This is a genomic window from Nonomuraea sp. PA05, assembly GCF_008086045.1.
Lineage (GTDB): Bacteria > Actinomycetota > Actinomycetes > Streptosporangiales > Streptosporangiaceae > Nonomuraea > Nonomuraea monospora.
Map to the genome: position 1 here is coordinate 172,695 of NZ_VSEY01000004.1, position 17,076 is coordinate 189,770.

16 protein-coding genes are annotated in these 17,076 nt (G+C 72.0%); 8 read left to right on the plus strand and 8 right to left on the minus strand.

Annotated elements, in window-relative coordinates:
- Positions 1-837 carry a TauD/TfdA dioxygenase family protein gene (locus FXF51_RS08140; RefSeq protein ID WP_148433654.1) on the minus strand — a complete coding sequence of 279 codons (837 nt, stop codon included), beginning with the start codon at positions 835-837 and terminating at the stop codon, positions 1-3.
- 285 nt (positions 838-1,122) lie between these two features.
- On the opposite strand from FXF51_RS08140, the gene FXF51_RS08145 reads away from it, so the two are divergent.
- From FXF51_RS08145 to FXF51_RS08170, 6 genes are read left to right on the plus strand one after another with little or no spacing between them, the layout of a single operon-like run.
- A complete protein-coding gene (locus FXF51_RS08145) occupies positions 1,123-1,896 on the plus strand; it encodes a class I SAM-dependent methyltransferase (protein WP_222871183.1) in 774 nt (257 codons plus the stop codon).
- A gap of 21 nt (positions 1,897-1,917) precedes the next feature.
- Entirely contained in the window at positions 1,918-3,159 is a 1,242-nt protein-coding gene (locus FXF51_RS08150) for a diaminopimelate decarboxylase (protein WP_222871184.1), read from the plus strand.
- Positions 3,160-3,162: 3 nt separating this feature from the next.
- The gene (locus FXF51_RS08155; RefSeq protein ID WP_148433656.1) at positions 3,163-3,981 is read left to right on the plus strand and encodes a 2,3,4,5-tetrahydropyridine-2,6-dicarboxylate N-succinyltransferase; all 819 of its coding nucleotides are present in this window, start codon (positions 3,163-3,165) and stop codon (positions 3,979-3,981) included.
- A 33-nt stretch (positions 3,982-4,014) separates the two neighbouring features.
- Entirely contained in the window at positions 4,015-5,208 is a 1,194-nt protein-coding gene (locus FXF51_RS08160; RefSeq protein ID WP_148433657.1) for an aminotransferase class I/II-fold pyridoxal phosphate-dependent enzyme, read from the plus strand.
- Positions 5,205-7,016 carry an asparagine synthase (glutamine-hydrolyzing) gene (asnB, locus tag FXF51_RS08165; RefSeq protein ID WP_148433658.1) on the plus strand — a complete coding sequence of 604 codons (1,812 nt, stop codon included), beginning with the start codon at positions 5,205-5,207 and terminating at the stop codon, positions 7,014-7,016. Before FXF51_RS08160 ends, asnB begins: the two co-directional genes overlap by 4 nt.
- Positions 7,017-7,021: 5 nt before the next feature.
- Complete coding sequence (locus FXF51_RS08170; RefSeq protein WP_148433659.1) at positions 7,022-9,316, plus strand: polysaccharide lyase 8 family protein; 2,295 nt, start codon at positions 7,022-7,024, stop codon at positions 9,314-9,316.
- Between the two features lie 4 nt (positions 9,317-9,320).
- Here FXF51_RS08170 and FXF51_RS08175 read toward each other — a convergent pair whose 3' ends face one another.
- From FXF51_RS08175 to FXF51_RS08185, 3 genes are read right to left on the minus strand one after another with little or no spacing between them, the layout of a single operon-like run.
- On the minus strand, positions 9,321-10,007 hold the full coding sequence (locus FXF51_RS08175) for a hypothetical protein (RefSeq protein ID WP_148433660.1): 687 nt from the start codon (positions 10,005-10,007) through the stop codon (positions 9,321-9,323).
- A 5-nt stretch (positions 10,008-10,012) separates the two neighbouring features.
- Positions 10,013-11,119 carry a hypothetical protein gene (locus FXF51_RS08180; RefSeq protein ID WP_148433661.1) on the minus strand — a complete coding sequence of 369 codons (1,107 nt, stop codon included), beginning with the start codon at positions 11,117-11,119 and terminating at the stop codon, positions 10,013-10,015.
- On the minus strand, positions 11,110-11,427 hold the full coding sequence (locus tag FXF51_RS08185; RefSeq protein WP_148433662.1) for a hypothetical protein: 318 nt from the start codon (positions 11,425-11,427) through the stop codon (positions 11,110-11,112). Before FXF51_RS08185 ends, FXF51_RS08180 begins: the two co-directional genes overlap by 10 nt.
- A gap of 140 nt (positions 11,428-11,567) precedes the next feature.
- On the opposite strand from FXF51_RS08185, the gene FXF51_RS08190 reads away from it, so the two are divergent.
- Both FXF51_RS08190 and FXF51_RS08195 read left to right on the plus strand, forming a co-directional pair.
- Positions 11,568-11,957 carry a YbaB/EbfC family nucleoid-associated protein gene (locus FXF51_RS08190; protein WP_148433663.1) on the plus strand — a complete coding sequence of 130 codons (390 nt, stop codon included), beginning with the start codon at positions 11,568-11,570 and terminating at the stop codon, positions 11,955-11,957.
- A 14-nt stretch (positions 11,958-11,971) separates the two neighbouring features.
- Positions 11,972-12,349: a YbaB/EbfC family nucleoid-associated protein gene (locus FXF51_RS08195; RefSeq protein WP_187414251.1), complete on the plus strand. Its 378-nt coding sequence runs from the start codon at positions 11,972-11,974 to the stop codon at positions 12,347-12,349.
- Positions 12,350-12,391: 42 nt separating this feature from the next.
- Here the strand turns inward: FXF51_RS08195 and FXF51_RS08200 are convergent, their stop codons facing one another.
- Genes FXF51_RS08200 through FXF51_RS08215 form a run of 4 tightly spaced genes read right to left on the minus strand, consistent with a single transcriptional unit; the run spans position 12,392 to position 16,999 of the window.
- Positions 12,392-13,576, minus strand: coding sequence for a DegT/DnrJ/EryC1/StrS family aminotransferase (locus FXF51_RS08200; protein ID WP_148433665.1), 1,185 nt, complete (start codon positions 13,574-13,576; stop codon positions 12,392-12,394).
- On the minus strand, positions 13,573-14,322 hold the full coding sequence (locus tag FXF51_RS08205; protein ID WP_148433666.1) for an amidohydrolase family protein: 750 nt from the start codon (positions 14,320-14,322) through the stop codon (positions 13,573-13,575). The genes FXF51_RS08200 and FXF51_RS08205 overlap by 4 nt, the downstream gene beginning before the upstream one ends.
- Positions 14,319-14,987: an amidohydrolase family protein gene (locus FXF51_RS60655; RefSeq protein WP_187414252.1), complete on the minus strand. Its 669-nt coding sequence runs from the start codon at positions 14,985-14,987 to the stop codon at positions 14,319-14,321. The genes FXF51_RS08205 and FXF51_RS60655 overlap by 4 nt, the downstream gene beginning before the upstream one ends.
- On the minus strand, positions 14,987-16,999 hold the full coding sequence (locus FXF51_RS08215) for a PQQ-binding-like beta-propeller repeat protein (RefSeq protein WP_262379353.1): 2,013 nt from the start codon (positions 16,997-16,999) through the stop codon (positions 14,987-14,989). The genes FXF51_RS60655 and FXF51_RS08215 overlap by 1 nt, the downstream gene beginning before the upstream one ends.
- Positions 17,000-17,076 lie beyond the last annotated feature (77 nt).

Sequence of the window (17,076 nt, forward strand, 5' to 3'; positions counted from 1 at the left end):
TCAAAGGACCGCCGCGAGGGTGGTCCTGTGCATCAGGCGCCGGTGGTTGACGTGGTCGTACGGGGTGGCCATGTGCATGGCGCTGCGGTTGTCCCACAGCACGATGTCGCCGGCCCGCCAGCGGTGCCGGTAGGTGAAGCGCGGCATCGTGGCGAACTCCTGGAGGAACGTGATGAGCGGCCGGCTCTCGTCCTCGGGCATGCCCTCGATCCGCCAGGGCACGTTGCCGCCGACGTACAGGGCCTTGCGCCCGCTGACGTCGTGCACCTTCACGATCGGGTGCGCGACGTCCACCCACTCCAGGCGTTCCCGCTCGGTGGGCGGTGGCCGGTCCGGATAGTTGTAGGGCCGGGACTGCACCCGGCTGATGACCACCTTCAGATCGGCGATCCGGTCCTTGACGTGGTCCGGCAGCGCGTCGTAGGCGGCGTACATGTTGCCGTACCACGTGTCGCCGCCGACGGGCGGCACCTCACGGGCGTACAGCATGGATCCCGCCGGCGGGTCGCTGAGGTAGGCGCCGTCGCTGTGCCACACCCGGCCGCTGTACGCCGAGCCGATCGGCTTGCCGTCGCGGGTCAGGTTCGACAGGACGAGGATCTCGGGGAACTCGTCGGCGTTGAACTGGGACCGCGTGTAGGTGACCACCTCGCCGAATCTGCGGGTGAACTTCACCTGCTCGGCCGGGGTCATTTCCTGGCCGCGGATCAACAGAATCGTGCGGTCGATCCACGCCTGATAGATGCGCTCGAAATCCTGGTCAGAAATATAACCGGCGACGTCGAGGCCACGAACTTCGGTGCCAATGCATTCCGTGATGGGAATCAGTTCGAGCATAGCGGGAACCTCGCGTGAGCTCGTAGCGGCAATGGCGGGAGCATACGACGCCGCCGGAGCGCGGCGCAAGGAAGGAAGAGCCACTTCCTACTCCGGAAACGGCCCGACAAACGGCCCTGGTAAGTGTCGTGACAAAAACCCGCACACCCGCTCCGAGCAGGGAGTTAACATGTTACGAACATCTCACACCTCCGGATTAAACAATTTTTGGATCTTGACTGGGCCACTAAAAAAGCGGCCTTCCGCCTTCCGCCGGCCGCGTGTTACGCTGCAGCCTCGTGTTCGATGGCCGAGAAAAAACAAAGGCGAGTTATCCGCCTTACCGGGCACGGCCTCGACACCGCTCGAACCAGGGAGGGAAGAGTGCCGCAATCCAAACCGGAGCTGGCGCGCATTCACGACTATTATTGCCTGCCCCGCCCCGTCGGCTCTGCCTCGCAGAGCATCTATGACATATGGGAGAGCGGGGGCGCGTTCAACGACTCCATAACGCCGTCCACCTACGTTCCCGAATACCGTTCGCACATCGTCCTGAAGATCCTCATGCTGACCGCGCCCGGCGCGGCCGTGCTGTCGCTCGGCTGCGGCAACGGCTTCGTCGAAGGCGACCTCGCCGGGCTGGGCAGAGACGTGCGGGCGATCGACTGCAACGCCGAAGCCGTCGAGCTGACCAGGAAGAAGGGCGTCGACGCGCGTACCGCCGACTTCTTCGAGCTGGGTCCGGCCGACACAGGCGACGTCTCGGCCGTCTACGCCGACGGGCTGCTCGGCCACCTCTTCGACGCCACGGAGGGGCTCGACCCCGCCCTCGGCAAACTACGCGACCTGAACCTGCCGGCGGGCTCGCATCTGGTCCTGTCCAACGACGCGCCCCGCGACGGCAAGGCCGACTTCGCGATGCACGAGCACGTGGACGGATTCTGGTTCATCGCCAAGGACTATCTGCACAAGGGCCTGATTTCTTTCGGGTTCGAGCCGCTGGAAAGCTATTATTTCCCGTACCAGCGGCCGGTCAGCGGAATGCGTAACCGAACCATCTGCGTCGCCCTCGTGCCATGATGATCGGATCCCGCCGTGCCGATGTCGGCTGAATTCGCCGAGCGGCTGCTGCCGCTGCTCCCCGATCTCGTCGCGAGTTACGACACCCCCTTCCACATCTACGACGCGCGCGGCATCGTGGCCACCCACGAGGCCATGGTCCGCGCATTCGGCAACGCCGCGTACCGGCAGTACTTCGCGGTGAAGGCGTTGCCGAACCCGAATGTCCTGGCGTTGCTGCGGGCCGCCGGAAGTGGTTTCGACTGCTCCTCGGCGGTCGAAGTGCGCCTCGCCCTGGCGGTCGGCGCGCAGGCCGGCGACATCGTATTCACCTCCAACAACACCGCGCTGTCCGAATATCAGCTCGCCCGCGCCGCGGGGGCGTTGATAACTTTCGACGACAGATCTTTCCTGAAGAAAGTCGACGAGCTTCCCGAGACCGTCGCCTTCCGCATCTCCCCCAGCGGTCTCACGGCCGGTTGCGCGCTCATGGGCAGCGCGGCGCACAGCAAGTTCGGGGTGCCCGTGCACGAGCTCGCCGGCGCGTACGCCGACGCCGTCGCGCGGGGCGCGCGGCGGTTCGGCATCCACGGCATGACGCTCGCCAACGAGCTCGACACCGGCCGGGCCGCGCGGGCCGCGGCCGACGTCATCAGGATCGGCGCGCGGATCGCCGACCGGATCGGGATCGGGCTCGCGTACGTGAACGTCGGCGGCGGCCTCGGCATCCCGTACCGGGAGGACGACAAACCCATCGACTTCACCGCGTATGCGGAGGAGATCGTCGCCGCCAAGGAGGAGTACTTCGGCTCCGGCGGGCCGCGCATCCTGACCGAGATCGGCCGGTACGTGACCGGCCCGCACGGCGTGCTCGTCACCCGCGTCATCAACCGCTGCCGCAAGGGCCACGAGATCGCCGGGCTGGACGCGTCGATGTCGTCGCTGATGCGGCCCGCCCTGTACGGCGCCTACCACCACATCTCGCTCCCCTACGCCAAGGGGAGACCACTGGGCAGGTTCGACGTCGTCGGCGCGCTCTGCGAGAACCTCGACAAGTTCGCCATCGACCGCGAGCTGCCCGAGCCACGCGACGGCGACATCGCGCTCGTTCACGACACCGGCGCCCACGGCCACGCCATGGGCTTCACCTACAACGGCCGCCTGCGGCCCGCCGAGCTGATGCTCACCGACGGCGGCGACGTGGTGGAGATCCGGCGTGCCGAGACCTACGACGACTACACGGCGACCGTCCGCTGGGAAGCGCCGGTTCGAACAGGAGCGTGATCCGTGAACAGAAGTCTGGTCGAAGCCGCCTTCGAACGGCGGGAGTCGCTGTCCGGCGGCGACCTGGCGGCGCTGGCGCCGCACGTCGCCGCCGGGCTGGCGGCTCTCGACCGCGGTGAGCTGCGCGCCGCCAGGCCGCAGGGGACGGAGTGGGTGGTCGACACGTTCGTCAAGAAGCTCATCCTGCTGTCGTTCCTGATCAACCGGAACGAGGTCGGGACGGGCGGCCCGCGGCGGCCGAAGAGCTTCGACAAGATCGCGCTCAAGTTCGAGAGCTGGGACGAGCCGGCCTTCCGCGACGCCCGCCTGCGGGTGGTGGCCGGCGGCGTCGTCCGCCTCGGCGCGTACGTGGCGCCCGGGGTCGTGCTGATGCCGTGCTTCGTCAACGTCGGCGCCCACATCGGGCCCGGCACGATGATCGACACCTGGGCCACCGTCGGCTCCTGCGCCCAGATCGGGGCGCGCTGCCACATCTCCGGCGGCGCCGGCATCGGCGGTGTCCTGGAACCCCTCGGCGAGCAACCCGTCATCGTCGAGGACGACGTCTTCGTCGGCGCGCGCTCGGAGATCGCCGAGGGGGTGGTGGTGCGGCGGGGCGCCGTGATCGGCATGGGGGTGTTCCTCGGCAGGTCCACGCCCATCGTCGATCGCGCCACGGGCAAGGTGACCTATGGCGAGGTGCCCGAGAACGCGGTGGTGGTCCCGGGCGCGCGCACCGACCCCACAAATCCCGAAATTTCGGTGTACGCCGCGGTCATCGTCAAGCACGCCGACGACCGCACCCGCGGCAAGACGGCACTGAACGACCTCGTCCGCGACTGACCCCCTCAGCCCCCGAGACACCCCTGCGATCCCATGACACTTCTGCGATCGACGCCGAGCGCGTTCGAGCGGCTGCGCGCGCTTCTGGCGAACGTGCCCGCGCCCGCCGGCCGCACCCCGATCCCGCTCCACCTCGGCGAGGCCCGCCTGGTCACGCCGCCGGTGGACGGCCGGCTCCTCGGCGACGTGGCGGGCTGGACCCGCTACCCGCCGCTCGGCGGCACCCCCGAGCTGCGCGCCGCCTACACGGGCTGGCTCACCCGGCGCTTCGGCGGCCACGTGGCCGTCGCCGTCCGCGACGGATCCCTGGCGATCGAGCCGTCCCCCGGCACCAAGCAGGCCGTCGCCGCCGCCATCGCCTTGTCCGTCACCGCGCTCGCGCCCGCCGTCGTGCTGCCCAACCCGTTCTATCCCACCTACCACGCGGCGACGGAGACGTCCGGCGGGCGGGCCGTCTTCTACGCGCACGCGGACGAGCTCGCCGCCACCGTGGCCGGCCGGCGGGACGTCGGCGCGGTCGTCCTCTGCTCGCCGGGCAACCCGCGCGGCGAGACGCACCCGCCGGGCCGGCTGCGGGAGATCGCCGCGGCGGCGCGGGAGGCCGGGGCGCTGCTCGTCGTGGACGAGTGCTACATCGACCTCGTCCACGGCGCGCCCTCGGGCGGCGGGTTCCTGGCGTCCGGGGTCGCCGGCGAGGCCGGGCGGTTCCTGGTGCTGCACACCCTGTCCAAGCGGTCGGGGATGCCGGGGCTGCGGTCCGGGTTCGTGATCGGGGACCCGGCGAGCGTGGCGGCGTACGCCGCGCACAACCGGGCCTGCGGGGTCTCGACGGCGGAGCCGGTGTGCGCGGTGGCGGCCCGGCTGTGGGCGGACGACGCGCACGTGGCGCGCCTGCGCTCGGCCGTGAGCGCGAACTGGGACGTGGCGGACGACCTGCTCGGCGACCTGCCCGGCTACCGGCGGGCCGAGGCGGGGTTCTTCCTGTGGCTGCCGGTGCCGGACGACGAGGAGGCGGCGCGGCGGCTGTGGCGCGAGGAGGCGGTCATGACGATGCCGGGCCGCTATCTGGGTGCCGGTTCAGAAGGCGATCCCGGTGCCGGGACCGGCGTCAATCCCGGTGCCGGGCACCTGCGCATCGCCCTCGTCCAAGCGCAGGACCGCACCCGCGAGGCGCTGACCCGCGTGCGGCGGGCGCTCACTACGACTGCATGGGAGCTGACCGGATGAGCGGCGGTCTCGTCGGATGGATCGACCACGAACGCGACCTCACGCAGCACGCGGACGTCGTACGCGCGATGACGGACACGATGGCGGACCGCGGCCCCGACGGGGGCGCGCTGCACCTCACCAGGCACGCGGCCCTGGGCCACCGCCACCTCGCCCTCCCCGGCGCCGCCGAGGGCCGCCAGCCGGCGGTGTTCCCGGCACCGGAGGGGGACGGCGTCGCGCTCGCCTGCGACGGCGCGATCTACAACCTGGCCGCCGTCCGCCGATCCCTCGGCCTGTCCCCCGCCGCGACCGACACCGACGTGCTGCTGCACGCCTACCTGACGCACGGCGCGGACTTCGTCACCCACCTGACCGGCGCGTTCGCGCTGGCCATCTGGGACGGGCGGCAGCGGCGGCTGCTGCTGGCCCGCGACCACCTCGGACTGAAACCGCTCTACTACCACGCCTACCCGGGCGGGATCCTGTTCGCCTCACTCCCCCGCGGCATCATGGCGAACCCGCTGTTCACCCCGCGCCTCGACCACTCGCTGATGACGATGGTGCTGCAGCCGCGCCTCACCCTCGCCGGTGAGACGCCGCTGGCCGGGCTGCGCGAGGTCAAGCCGGCGCACGTCGTCACCTACGCTCCCGGCCGGAGCCCCGTCTCGCGGGCGTACTGGCGGCTGACGAGCGAGCCGCACGAGCACCCGCCCGCCCGGACCGCCGAGCGCGTGCGGGAGCTGTTCGACGACGCGGTGGCCGGCCAGTTGCCCGCCTCCGGGCCGTGCGGGGCGATGTTGTCCGGCGGCGTGGACTCGACGTCGGTGGCGGCGCTGGCGGCGCGGCTGCTGCCGCACCCGCTCGACACGTACTGCGTGGAGTTCGACAGCGACGAGGAGCACTTCGCGCCGACCGAGCTGCGCCCGGACGTGGACGCGCCGTACGCCGCGGCGGCGGCCCGGTTCATGGGCAGCAGGCACACCACGCTGACGGCGACGATGCCGGACCTGCTCGCGGCCATCCCGGCGACCCGCCGCGCCCGCGACCTGCCCGGCTGGGGGCAGTTCGACGCGTCGATGTACCTGCTGTTCCAGCGGATGCGGCAGGACACGAGGGTGGCGCTGTCCGGGGAGGCCGCGGACGAGTTCTTCGGCGGGTACCCGTACCTGTTCAAGAGCGAGCTGGTCGGGCGCGACGCCTTCCCGTGGCTCGGGGACGGGCCGAGACTCGCCGACTACCTGGTGCCCGAGCTGGCGCGGGACGGCGACGAGAAGGCCCGATACGCGCAGCTCATGGGCGAGGTGCCGCGCCTGCCGGGCGAGCGGGGGCTGGACGCGCGGATGCGGGAGGTACTGTACCTCGGGATGGCGGGGCCGCTGGCGGTCGTGCTGGACCGCAAGGAGCGGATGAGCGCGGCGCAGGGGCTGCACGTGCGGCTGCCGTTCTGCGATCACCGGCTCGTGCAGTACGTGTGGAACGTGCCCTGGTCGATGAAGTGCGGGGGCGGGCTGAAGAGCCTGCTCAAGGAGGCGATGGCGGCGATTCTGCCGCCGTCCACGCTGACCCGGCAGAAGAGCGCGTACCCGCACGTCCAGAACCCGGCGCACGATCAGGCGCTGGTGCGTGAGGCGACGTGGATCGTGAACGCGAGCGAGTCGCCGCTGCGGGCCATGTTCGACGCGCCGCGCCTCAACGACCTGCTGAAGCGGATCGGCGCGGGCGAGCTGCGGGCGCAACTGCCCGGCGGGTCGAGCGGCGCCCAACTGCTGGTGAACCTCGTCGAGCTGAACGCGTGGGTGCGCGATTATCGGGTGTCCATATCCTAATATGTATGGTGATCAACCCCCCGAGCCGGCGTTCCGCTCTGCTGGGTACGGCGGCCGTGGCCGGGCTCGCCCTCTGCGACAGACCGGCCGCCGCGGAGGTCGGTGCCGCAGCGTTCGACGCCGCGCGTGAGCGGTGGGTGCGCCTGCTGGCCGGAGGGGAGTACAACACCGCCTACACCGACCAGACGCAGGCGATCGAGGGGTCGGCCAACGCGGTGCTGCGCAAGCTGAAGCCCACCGCCGGCCGCCCCAGCCTCTGGCCCGACCTGCCGCTCGACGACCCTCGGACCGGCAACTTCAACCGCGCCTACAACCGCATGCGCACGCTGGCGCTGGGCTGGGCCACGCCGGGCACCGCCATGCACGGCGACAGGCAGGTGGCCGAGGTCGCGGCCGGGGCGCTGGACTTCCTGTACGAGCACGCCTACCACGAGAGCTTCGACCCGCGCGGCAGCAACTGGTACTGGTGGGAGATCGGCGTCCCCCGCTCGCTCACCGACACCTGCGCCCTGCTCTACGACGGCCTGCCCAAGGACCGGCTCAAACGCTGGCTGCGCCCGCTGCGCCGCTGGTGCCCCGACCCGGAGCGCCGCGTCAGCCACCCCGGCGTCGTCGAGACCGGCGCGAACCGCGCGGGCAAGGCCATGGCGGTGGCGATGCGCGGCCTGCTCACCCACGACGCCCGCCTGATCAAGCGGGCCAGGGACGCGGTCTCCGACCTGCTGCGCCCGACCAGGGGTCCTGGCGACGGCTTCTACCGTGACGGGTCGTTCATCCAGCACGACGTCTACCCCTACAACGGCAGCTACGGCGTCGACTACCTGGAGAGCGTCGCCAGGCTGATCGCCATGCTCGCGCGCTCGCCGTGGGAGATCCGCGACGTCGGCGAGGTCTACGACATCGTGGACCGCTCGTTCGTGCCGTTCGTCTTCGACGGGATGATGATGGACTGCGTGCGCGGCCGGTCCATCTCCCGCCAGGGCCACCGCGACCACCACTCGGGGCAGAAGACGGTCGAGGCCATGCTCAACCTGCTGGAGGCCGCGCCGGAACGCCACGCGAAACGCTGGCGGCCGCTGGTGAAGGGCTGGCTCACCCGCAACACGGCCGTCCCGTACGACACGATCGCCCCGCTGTCGAGCATCGCCAAGGCCAGGGCCCTGCTGGACGACCCGTCGGTGCCGGTCGGCCCGCGCACGACGGGCACCTACGTCTTCGCCGACATGGACCGGGTCGTGCACCGCCGCCCCACCTGGGCCTGCGCGATCGCGATGAGCTCGCGGCGCACCGGCGCGGCGGAGGCGATGAACAGGGAGAACCTGCACGGCTGGTACACCGGCGACGGCATGACCTACCTCTACACGGGCGACCTCACCCACTGGAACGACGACCTGTGGCCGACGATCGACCCGTACCGGCTGCCGGGCACGACGGTGGACGTCCGCAGGCGCGCCGACCTCCAGCACGGGCACCGCCGCCTGCCGCCCACCCCGTGGGCGGGCGGCACGGCCCTGGACGGCGAGTACGGCGTGGCCGCCATGCAGCTGATCGCGGGCGGCTCCTCCCTGCGGGCCAAGAAGGCGTGGTTCCTGCTCGACGACGCGGTGATCGCCCTCGGCGCCGGCATCACCGCCTCCGACGGCCGCCGCGTCGAGACCGTCGTGGAGAACCGCAACACCCACGACGGCCATCCCCCGCTGGCCCGGGGCGACCGCTGGATCCACCTGCCCGGCGTGGCCGGCTACGTGCTGCTCGACGGGCCCGCCGCGCAGGTGATCCGCAAGGAGCGCACCGGCCGCTGGTCGGACATCGACAAGGGCGCCACCACCGGCGGCGACGACACCCCGGTGACCAGGCACTACACCACGATCGTGCTCGACCACGGCGTCGATCCGCGCCAGGCGCGCTACGCCTACGCCGTGCTGCCCGACGCCTGCGCCGCGCAGACCGCCGCGTACGGGCTGCGGGTCAGGATCCTGGCCAACTCGGGAACGGTGCAGGCCATCTCCCGGGGCGACCTGCTCGCCGCCGTCTTCTGGCGGGCGGGGCGGGTGGAGACCCCGCACGGGCCGCTCGCCGCCGACGGCCCGTGCACGTTGCTGGTCCGCCGGGACGACCGGCGCGTACGGCTCGCGGTCTCCGACCCGTCCAGGACGGCCGACGAGGTGAAGATCACGCTGCCCTGGCCGGTGAAGTCGGTCAAGGAGAAGGACCGGGGCGTGCGCAGGGCCAAGCGGGCGATCAAGGTGGAGGTGGGCGGCAGCCGCGGCCACACGCACACGGCGGTGGTGGGCATCTGAACCTCTAGCCGGGCTCTTCTCCGCTCAGCTCGCTCAGCCGCTCCTGGGCGAAAGAGCGGATCTCCTCCTCCTCGACCATGACCGCGTGCATCAGGAGGTTCACGTCGCCCTCGCTGGACAGGCTCGCGGCGGCGGCCGTGGCGAACATCCGCGTCACCGGATCACCCGCTTCGAGCCGGATGACCACTCCGGGCAGATCGGGATCCTCTCCGTCTTGCAGGATCAGCCACTCGGCCAGCTCCTTGAGCTGGCCGGGAGGCAGGCTCGCCGCCCCCGCCTCCAACTGCTCGATCGACGCCTCGGTCAGGAACTCCAGCACCTTCCACCGGACGGCGCTCTCGGGGTCGCCGCTCAGGCTCATCACCTGGGCGATGACGGGGCCGTCCCGCTCGCCGGCGTTCTCCAGCACCACCTCGATCGCGTCGTAGCGCACGCCGCGGATCGGGCTGGCCAGGAGGGCGGGCACCTCGCCGATCAGCGGCGCGGCGAGCCCAGGGATCTCGGACAACAGCCAGGTCGCCGTGGGCAGGATCCGGTCGTCGCCGCTGTGCAGCAGCCGGGTGAGGTTCTCGACGGGGAAGCCCGCGTACAGCTCGCTCAGCAGGTCGTTGGCCGCCGGGCCCACGAGGTCGCCGTCGCCCGGATGCGCGAGGATGCGCTCGATCAGCTCCTCGCCCGCTTGTGTCGGCATCGGCCCTACCACCTCCTGTTCTTCTTCTGCTGTTCCCACTCGGCGTCGGTGGGATAGCGGTCGGCGGAAGCCTGCGAGCTTCCGCTGTTGTACGTGCCTCCGCTGGACGAGGTGTCGGGCGTGGAATCGTACTGCTTTCGCCGGATGCTGTCCTGAAGGTCCTTGAGAGCCCTCTCTTCCCTTCTGATCCGCTCGGCGTGCCCGACCTCGTAGCCCTTCCTGTCCTCCTCGGCCTTGCGCGCCTTGATGCTCTTCTTCAGCATCTCTTCGGCCTTCTTCGCCTCCGCCTCGGACATGCCCCTGGCGCTGGTGGGCGGGTCGCCGTGGATCCTGCCGTCGTGGCGCGAGCCCTGGTTGGAGTTGCGGGAGAAGAAGCCTCCGCCGCCGCGGCTGTTCCCGCCGCTGCCGCGCCCGCGGTTGTTGTCGCGGTTGTTCCTGCGGCCCATCCGGGCGATGCCGTCCTCGACGGACCTGGGTCCCGAGGGGTTGCGCAGGCCGGACGTCCGCACGGGCACCGCGCCGCGCCCGCCGGCCGTGGCCAGGCGTGGCCCGCCGGTGCCGCCGGGGCGGCGCAGGTCGTCCAGGATGCGGCGCATCGGCTCGGTGACCCTGCGGCGCACGATGGGCGCGATCACCTTGCCGGTGCCCTCGCTGCCCTCGCGCAGGATCTTCCTGACCGCCTGGCGCGAGGCCAGCACCCGGGCCGTCGCGACGGTCGCCCCGACCGCCCCGCCGAACGCCAGTGCCTTGGCCACGCCCACCGCGGTGAACACCGCCTGCGTGCCCGCCGCGACCTTCACCGCCGACACCACGGAGGCGGTGCCGTCCAGGGCCGCCGGCATCACCCGCATCGCCTGGTTCGCCTGGGCGACGTGGCCGCCCTGGGCGCCGGTCCTGTTCCAGGTGCTCTCCATCATGGCGGCGGAGTCGCCACGGTAGACCTGCTGCGCGCCGCGCACCGCCGCGTCGGCGCCGCCCGCCGCCGGGGCCGACACGGCCTGGGCGGTCCGCGCGGCGTTGCCCTCGGCCCTGACGTCGTCCTCGTCGATGTTCGGCCAGGGGCCGAGCAGCTGCATCATCCCGGCCGCCGCCGGGGGGAGCACTACTGCCATGCGCCCGCGTTCTCGACGTACTGGGTGGTCGCGGCCTCGCTGTCGCGGGTGTTCCCGATCACGGCCCGCAGGTTGTCGCCCGTGTCGGTGATCGCGGTGGACAGCCCGGAGAGCGCGGCCATCGACACGGCGCGGCACTCGGCGTACATGCTCGTGAACATGGAGAACAGACCGTCATCTCCGAACGAGGACACGCCGTCGCCGCGGGCTTCGAGCGGTGCGAGCGCGGTGCGATAGTCCTCTCCGTGGGCGCTGATGCGGCCGGCCTGCTGCCCCACCGCCCCCAAGGCGATTTCAAGTCCCGTCATGCCGAAGCACCATATCGTCACACAACATCCTCTTTACAGGATTTGTCGTTCATGAGATATGAATCTCCCTGTCAAGATCGCGAAAAGAGCTGTCTAGACTGGGTGGCCGTCCGCGCTCTCCTGACAACCGGAGGTCCGACATGCGGCCACCCACGCCCGACCACGACGAGGAGTACCTCCTCGACTACTTCGCCCAGGGTCAGCAGGTCATGCGCGACCTGCGGGCGGCCCAGGACGCGATCCGTCAGGTCGAGGGCGTGGCGGCGAGCAGGGACGGGCTGATCGAGGCCGCCGCCGACGGCGAGGGCGGGCTCACCCGGCTGCACATCGACCCGCGAGCGATGCGGCTCGGGGAGCCGGCGCTCGCCCGCGAGGTCGCCGCCGTGCTCCGGGCGGCGCAGGAGGACGCGGCGCGCAAGGCGCAGGAGATCGCGGACGCGGCGGAGAGCGCCGCCGCACTGCCCCAGCCGCTCGACGAGACGTTCGTGCGCGGGCGGGTCGAGCAGGTCGCCCGCGATCTTCTTCAATAGGTTCGGAGGTAAGGGTGCACGGCCAGCAGTTCGATCCCGCCGACATCAGCGACCAGCGCATCGACGAGCTGACCCGCCAGGGTGAGCGGGTGCTGGCCTGGCTGGAGACGGCGCAGCCTGACCTCGACCAGATCGTGGGAGCGGGCGAAGCGGCGCAGGGCCAGGTCAAGGCCACCGCGGACGTGAACGGCCGGGTCCTCGGCATCGGCTACGGCCCGCGCGTGACCCGCATGGGCAGCCGGGAGCTGTCGGAGGAGACATTGAGCGCGGTGCGGGCGGCGTGCGCGGACGCGCAGCGGCAGACGCACGAGCTGATGCGCGCGGCCATGCCGGACTTCGATCCGGTGGAGGCGAGCGAGCAGTTCGAGCGCCTGCTGGCCAACTGGACCTGAGGCGGCGGCCTCACCCGGGGCCTGAGGCGGCCCCGGGCCTCCTCACCTGTGACCTGAGCGGTGCGGCGGCAGGCTCGCGAGGACCTTCGACAGTGCCTCGGCGAGGTGGGCGGCGCCGCCGGAGTCGTCCATGAGCATGGCCTGGCGGACCCAGACCACCTCGCGGGCCGCCGCCTCGGCCGACGGGCAGGGCTCCGTACGGGCGCCCGCCTCGGTCAGCGCGCCCATCGTGCCGAGCGGCGGGTAGCCGCCGTCGAGTGGCACCCCTTCCGCCGCCATGGCCGCCAGCAGGGACGAGCGGTCGAAGGGCGGGTGGACGCGCAGCATGAGCAGGTGGCGCGAGTCGCGCGTGGTGCCGGGCGGCCGCGGGACCACCGTCACCAGGTCGTGGCGGGCCAGCTCCCGCTCCGCGGCGGCGGCGAAGGCGTTCCTGCGGTCGATCTCGTCGTCGAGCCGGTCCAGCCAGGGCAGCAGGAGGGCGGCCTGGATCTCGGTCAGGCGCAGGTTCCAGCCGACGTGCGGGTGGCCGTACCAGGCGCCGTCGAGCGTGCGTCCCACGTTGCAGACCGACCAGACGGCCTCGTGGACCTCCCTGGACCGGCAGACGATCAGGCCGCCCTCCCCCGCCGTCATCGCCTTGCTGGACTGGAAGCTGTAGACCCCGGCGTCGCCCAGGCCGCCGACCGGCCGGTCACGGTAGGCGGCGCCGTGCGCCTGGGCCGCGTCCTCGACGACGGACAGGCCGTGCCGGGCCGCGATCGCGTTCAGCGGGTCCATGTCGGCGGGGCTGCCCGCGAGGTGCACCGGGACGATCGCGGCGGTGCGGGGGGTGAGCGCCGCCTCGACCGCGGCCGGTGACAGGTGCAGGTCGGTGGCGTCGACGTCCACGATGACGGGGGTGGCGCCGGTGAGCAGGACGGCGGTGGCGGTGGCGACGAACGTGTACGCCGGCACGATCACCTCGTCGCCCGGCCCGACGCCGAGTCCGCGCAGCGCGGCGAACAGCCCGAGGGTGGCGTTGCCGACGGCGACGCCGTGCCCGACGCCGGAGCGGCGGGCGAACGCGGCGACCAGGTCCGCGCAGGCCGAGCCGCCCTGGGTGGCGCCCCATCGGCCGCTCTCCAGGACGGCGGTGACGAGCCTGCGCTGGGTGTCGTCCAGCGGGGGCGGCCACGACGGCCAGGGGGCGGTGCGCACGGGGGTGCCGCCGTCGATGGCGAGCGTCATGGGACAGGTCCTTCCAAAGGCGCGAGGATGCGGCCGGAGCAGCCCAGGACGCGGGCGAGGTTGCCGCCCTGGATGAGGGCCCGGTCGGCGTCGGAGAGCGGGGCGAGGGCGACGCGGCCGAAGCCGACCCGCAGGTCGAGGAAGCAGGCGTCGGAGCCGTAGATCACCCGGTCGGCGCCGGCCAGACCGGCCAGCCTGGCGATCCACCGCCCGGTCATCTTGGACCCGCAGATCTCCAGGTACACGCTCGGATGGTCCCGGACGAACTCGGCGGCGCGCGCGAACCCGTACGGCCAGAGCCCGGCATGCCCGAGCAGCAGCGGCACGCCCGGATGGCGGCGGGCCACGGTGACGAACCGCTCGGGGTCGCTCCATGGCGAGTCCGTCTGGCCGTGGGCGAGCACGGGCAGGCCCAGCTCCCAGACGGGGTCGTAGCGGCGGTCGTCGAGCGCGCACTGGTGCACGTCCGGGTGGAGCTTGACGCCCCAGACGCCCTCGCGGGTGAGCCGGTTGCGCTGGTGCGGGTTGTAGACCTGCCACACCCCGAACCTGCCGGGGTGCCGCTCGGCGGCGGCGAAGGCGAGCCGGTTGCCCTCCTCGGCGTCCGGGCCGACGGCGAGCAGGTGGCTGATGCCGATGGCGTCGACGCCGACGCGGTCCATGAGGGTGACCATGCCGTCGGCCGACTGGTCGGGGATGAGAAAGTCGGGCCACGGCCCGAGGTGGCCGTGTGCGTCGAGGATCACAGCAGGTCGCCTCCCGACGCGATCAGGGCGATGTCGTCCTCCGGCAGGTCGAGGTGGTCGAGCAGGAAGCGGGGCCCGCAGTCGTCCATGACGGGGGCGCCGGTGCCGAACACCAGCCGCCCGGCCCCGAAGTGCCCGGCCAGCCATTCGACGCCGCGCTGGGTGTTGACGGTGCCGATCTCCAGCCACAGGTTCGGCATGGCGGCCATCAGCTCGCCGATGGCGCGCAGCCGCCGGTAGCCGGGGTTGAGCAGCAGGACGCGCTGCTCGGGCAGCTCGCGGGCGAGGGCGAGCAGCTGGGCGGGCGAGGTCTCGTCGAGGTCGATGGCCACGATCCGGCCGAGCGCCGCCAGCCAGCGCAGGGCGGTCGGCCCGGTCAGCTCGAAGCGGTGCCGGTCCGGGCAGAGCCTGACCATGGGCACGTCCCAGTCCGGCACGGGCTCGAACGGCTCGGGCAGCAGCACCGGCACCGGGACGAGCCGCGGGTCGCCGAGTTCGAGCAGCGCCTCGTTCCCTGCGCGGACGTCGGAGTAGAGGCTGAGGGTGTGGGTGACGCAGGCGCGCTGGACGCCCAGCCGGTCCATGTCCGGCCTCGGGTCCTCCGGCAGGTCGTCGAAGGGCACGGGGCCGATGAGCCGGTGGGCGTCCATGACGGTGTACGGCATCAGGCCTGCGGCGGGGTGACGGTCAGCAGCGGGCAGCGCGGATCGAGGTCGATCCTGGCCAGGTGTCTCCCGCTCAGCGCCCACGCCTTCCACGAGCCGGGCTCGAAGTGGAGCTGCGGGTTGGTGTACCAGTCGTCGCCCAGGCCGGTGGCGAGGTGCGTGGTGTGGTCGCTCAGCTCGTAGACGTTGCCGCCGCCGAAGAACGTGCTGACGAACACCCGGCCCCGGTGCGTGGTCAGCTCGCCGTACCCGGACAGGGCGCCCTGGTACTTGACGGTCCTGGTGGCCGGGTCGAGGGCGATCCAGGCGCCGGAGTTGCGCTTGTAGACGCCGTACAGCAGGCCGCCGTGGACCTTGATGTCCTGGAAGGTGCGGTGACCGGCCACCGGGTCCACCTGCCACAGCACCGTACGGGTGCGCAGGTCGAACGCCGCGACGGAGGCCGAGGTGTGCACCGGCGGGGTGCCGCCGCCGCCGAGCACGTCGCCGCCGAGGTACACGACGCCCTTGCGGGCGTCCAGCGACAGGCTCATCAGGCTCTGCCCGGGGATGACGCCCTTGTAGACGTCGATCCGGCCGGTGTCGGGGTCCACGATCGACAGGGCGCCCTCCAGCTCGGCGCCGAGCGGGGCGGAGGCGACCAGCAGCTTGTCGCGCACCGGGTCGTACTCGATGTCCCAGGGGCGCTGCTGGCCCTGGCCCAGGTAGCCGAGGCTGCGGACCTCGTCGGTGCGCAGGTCGATGGAGATGATGTTCCCGCTGGGGTAGATGGCGGCGTAGATCTTGTTCCCGCGCCGCACGAGGTCCTTGGGCTCGCCGGGGACGCGGAAGCGGCGCTGCTCGCCGGTGCGCAGGTCGCGCACGTCCATGAAGAAGTGGCCGCCCACGTAGACGGCGCGGCCGGGCACCAGCAGCATGCTCTGCGGGCGTTCGGCGCCGGCCGGCAGGCCGGCCTCGATCAGGTCGGTGAACTGCGACTGCCCGGTGCCCAGGTCCAGCGACCACATGCCGCCGCTGCCGGAGAAGCCGACCAGCGTGTCGTCGCCGGTCAGCACGATCCGCCGGGTCTCGTCGTCCCGCGACGGCGGCTCGGCGACCTTGACGGGCGCGCTGTCGCCGGTGCGGTAGCGGTAGACGGTGCCGTCGGGGCGGGAGGTGGCGTAGAGGGTGCCGTCGGCGGCTGCGGTGAGCGCGTCGAAGCTGCTGCCGCCGAGCGGGACGCGCCGGTCGTCGGTGCCGTCCTTGCGCACGTCGATGAGGGTCGCGCCGCTGGTCGCGAAGACCCGGTCGCCGTGCTCGGCGACCACCCCGATGCCCGTCGTGCCCTGGGCCAGCTCGGTGACGGCGCTGGTCGCCCGGTTGATCGCGACGAGCTTGCCCTTGTCGAGCAGGCCCGCGTAGACGTTCACGTCGTCGGCGGCGACCGCTCTGACGTACCGCTCGCCGGCGGCCAGCACGCCGAAGTCGCGCACGGCGCCGGTGGCGGGGACGTACTCCCTGACCCGGCCGTCGGGGTAGGTGCCCGCGTAGACCGTGCCGTCGGGGGCGGTGGCCAGCGTCCAGATGTAGCCGCCGTTCTTGCCGAAGGAGGCCAGGTGCGCCACCTCGCCGGTGGCCGGGTCGAAGCTGTAGAGGTCGGGGACGGGGTAGGTGCCGACGTAGATCTTGCCGCCCGACACCGTCGTGGCCCAGCCGCCCTCCGGCTCACCGGTGGCGGGGCCGTCGGGCAGCCGCACGCTCCTGACGACCTTGCGGCCGGCCAGGTCGATCTCGGCCAGTACGGGCGGCTTCTGGCCGCGCGTGACGACGTACGCCTTGCCGTCGTGGACGGTGGCGCCCACGATGGCGCCGGTCATCGACGCCTCTCCGAACGTCTCCACCCGTGGCCCGGCACACGAGGCCGCCCGATTCGGGGCAGCCGCCTCGCCGGGTGTGGCTGCCTGGGCCGGTGTCAGCGGCAGGAGCAGGCCGGCGGTCATGGCCGCGAGGACTGCGAGGGATCTACGCGGCACAGCCGCACCTCCACGTGAGCGTGTTGCCCAATTTTGGCCCAGACCGTAATGTGCTGAGCTTGATAAGTCAATGGAGG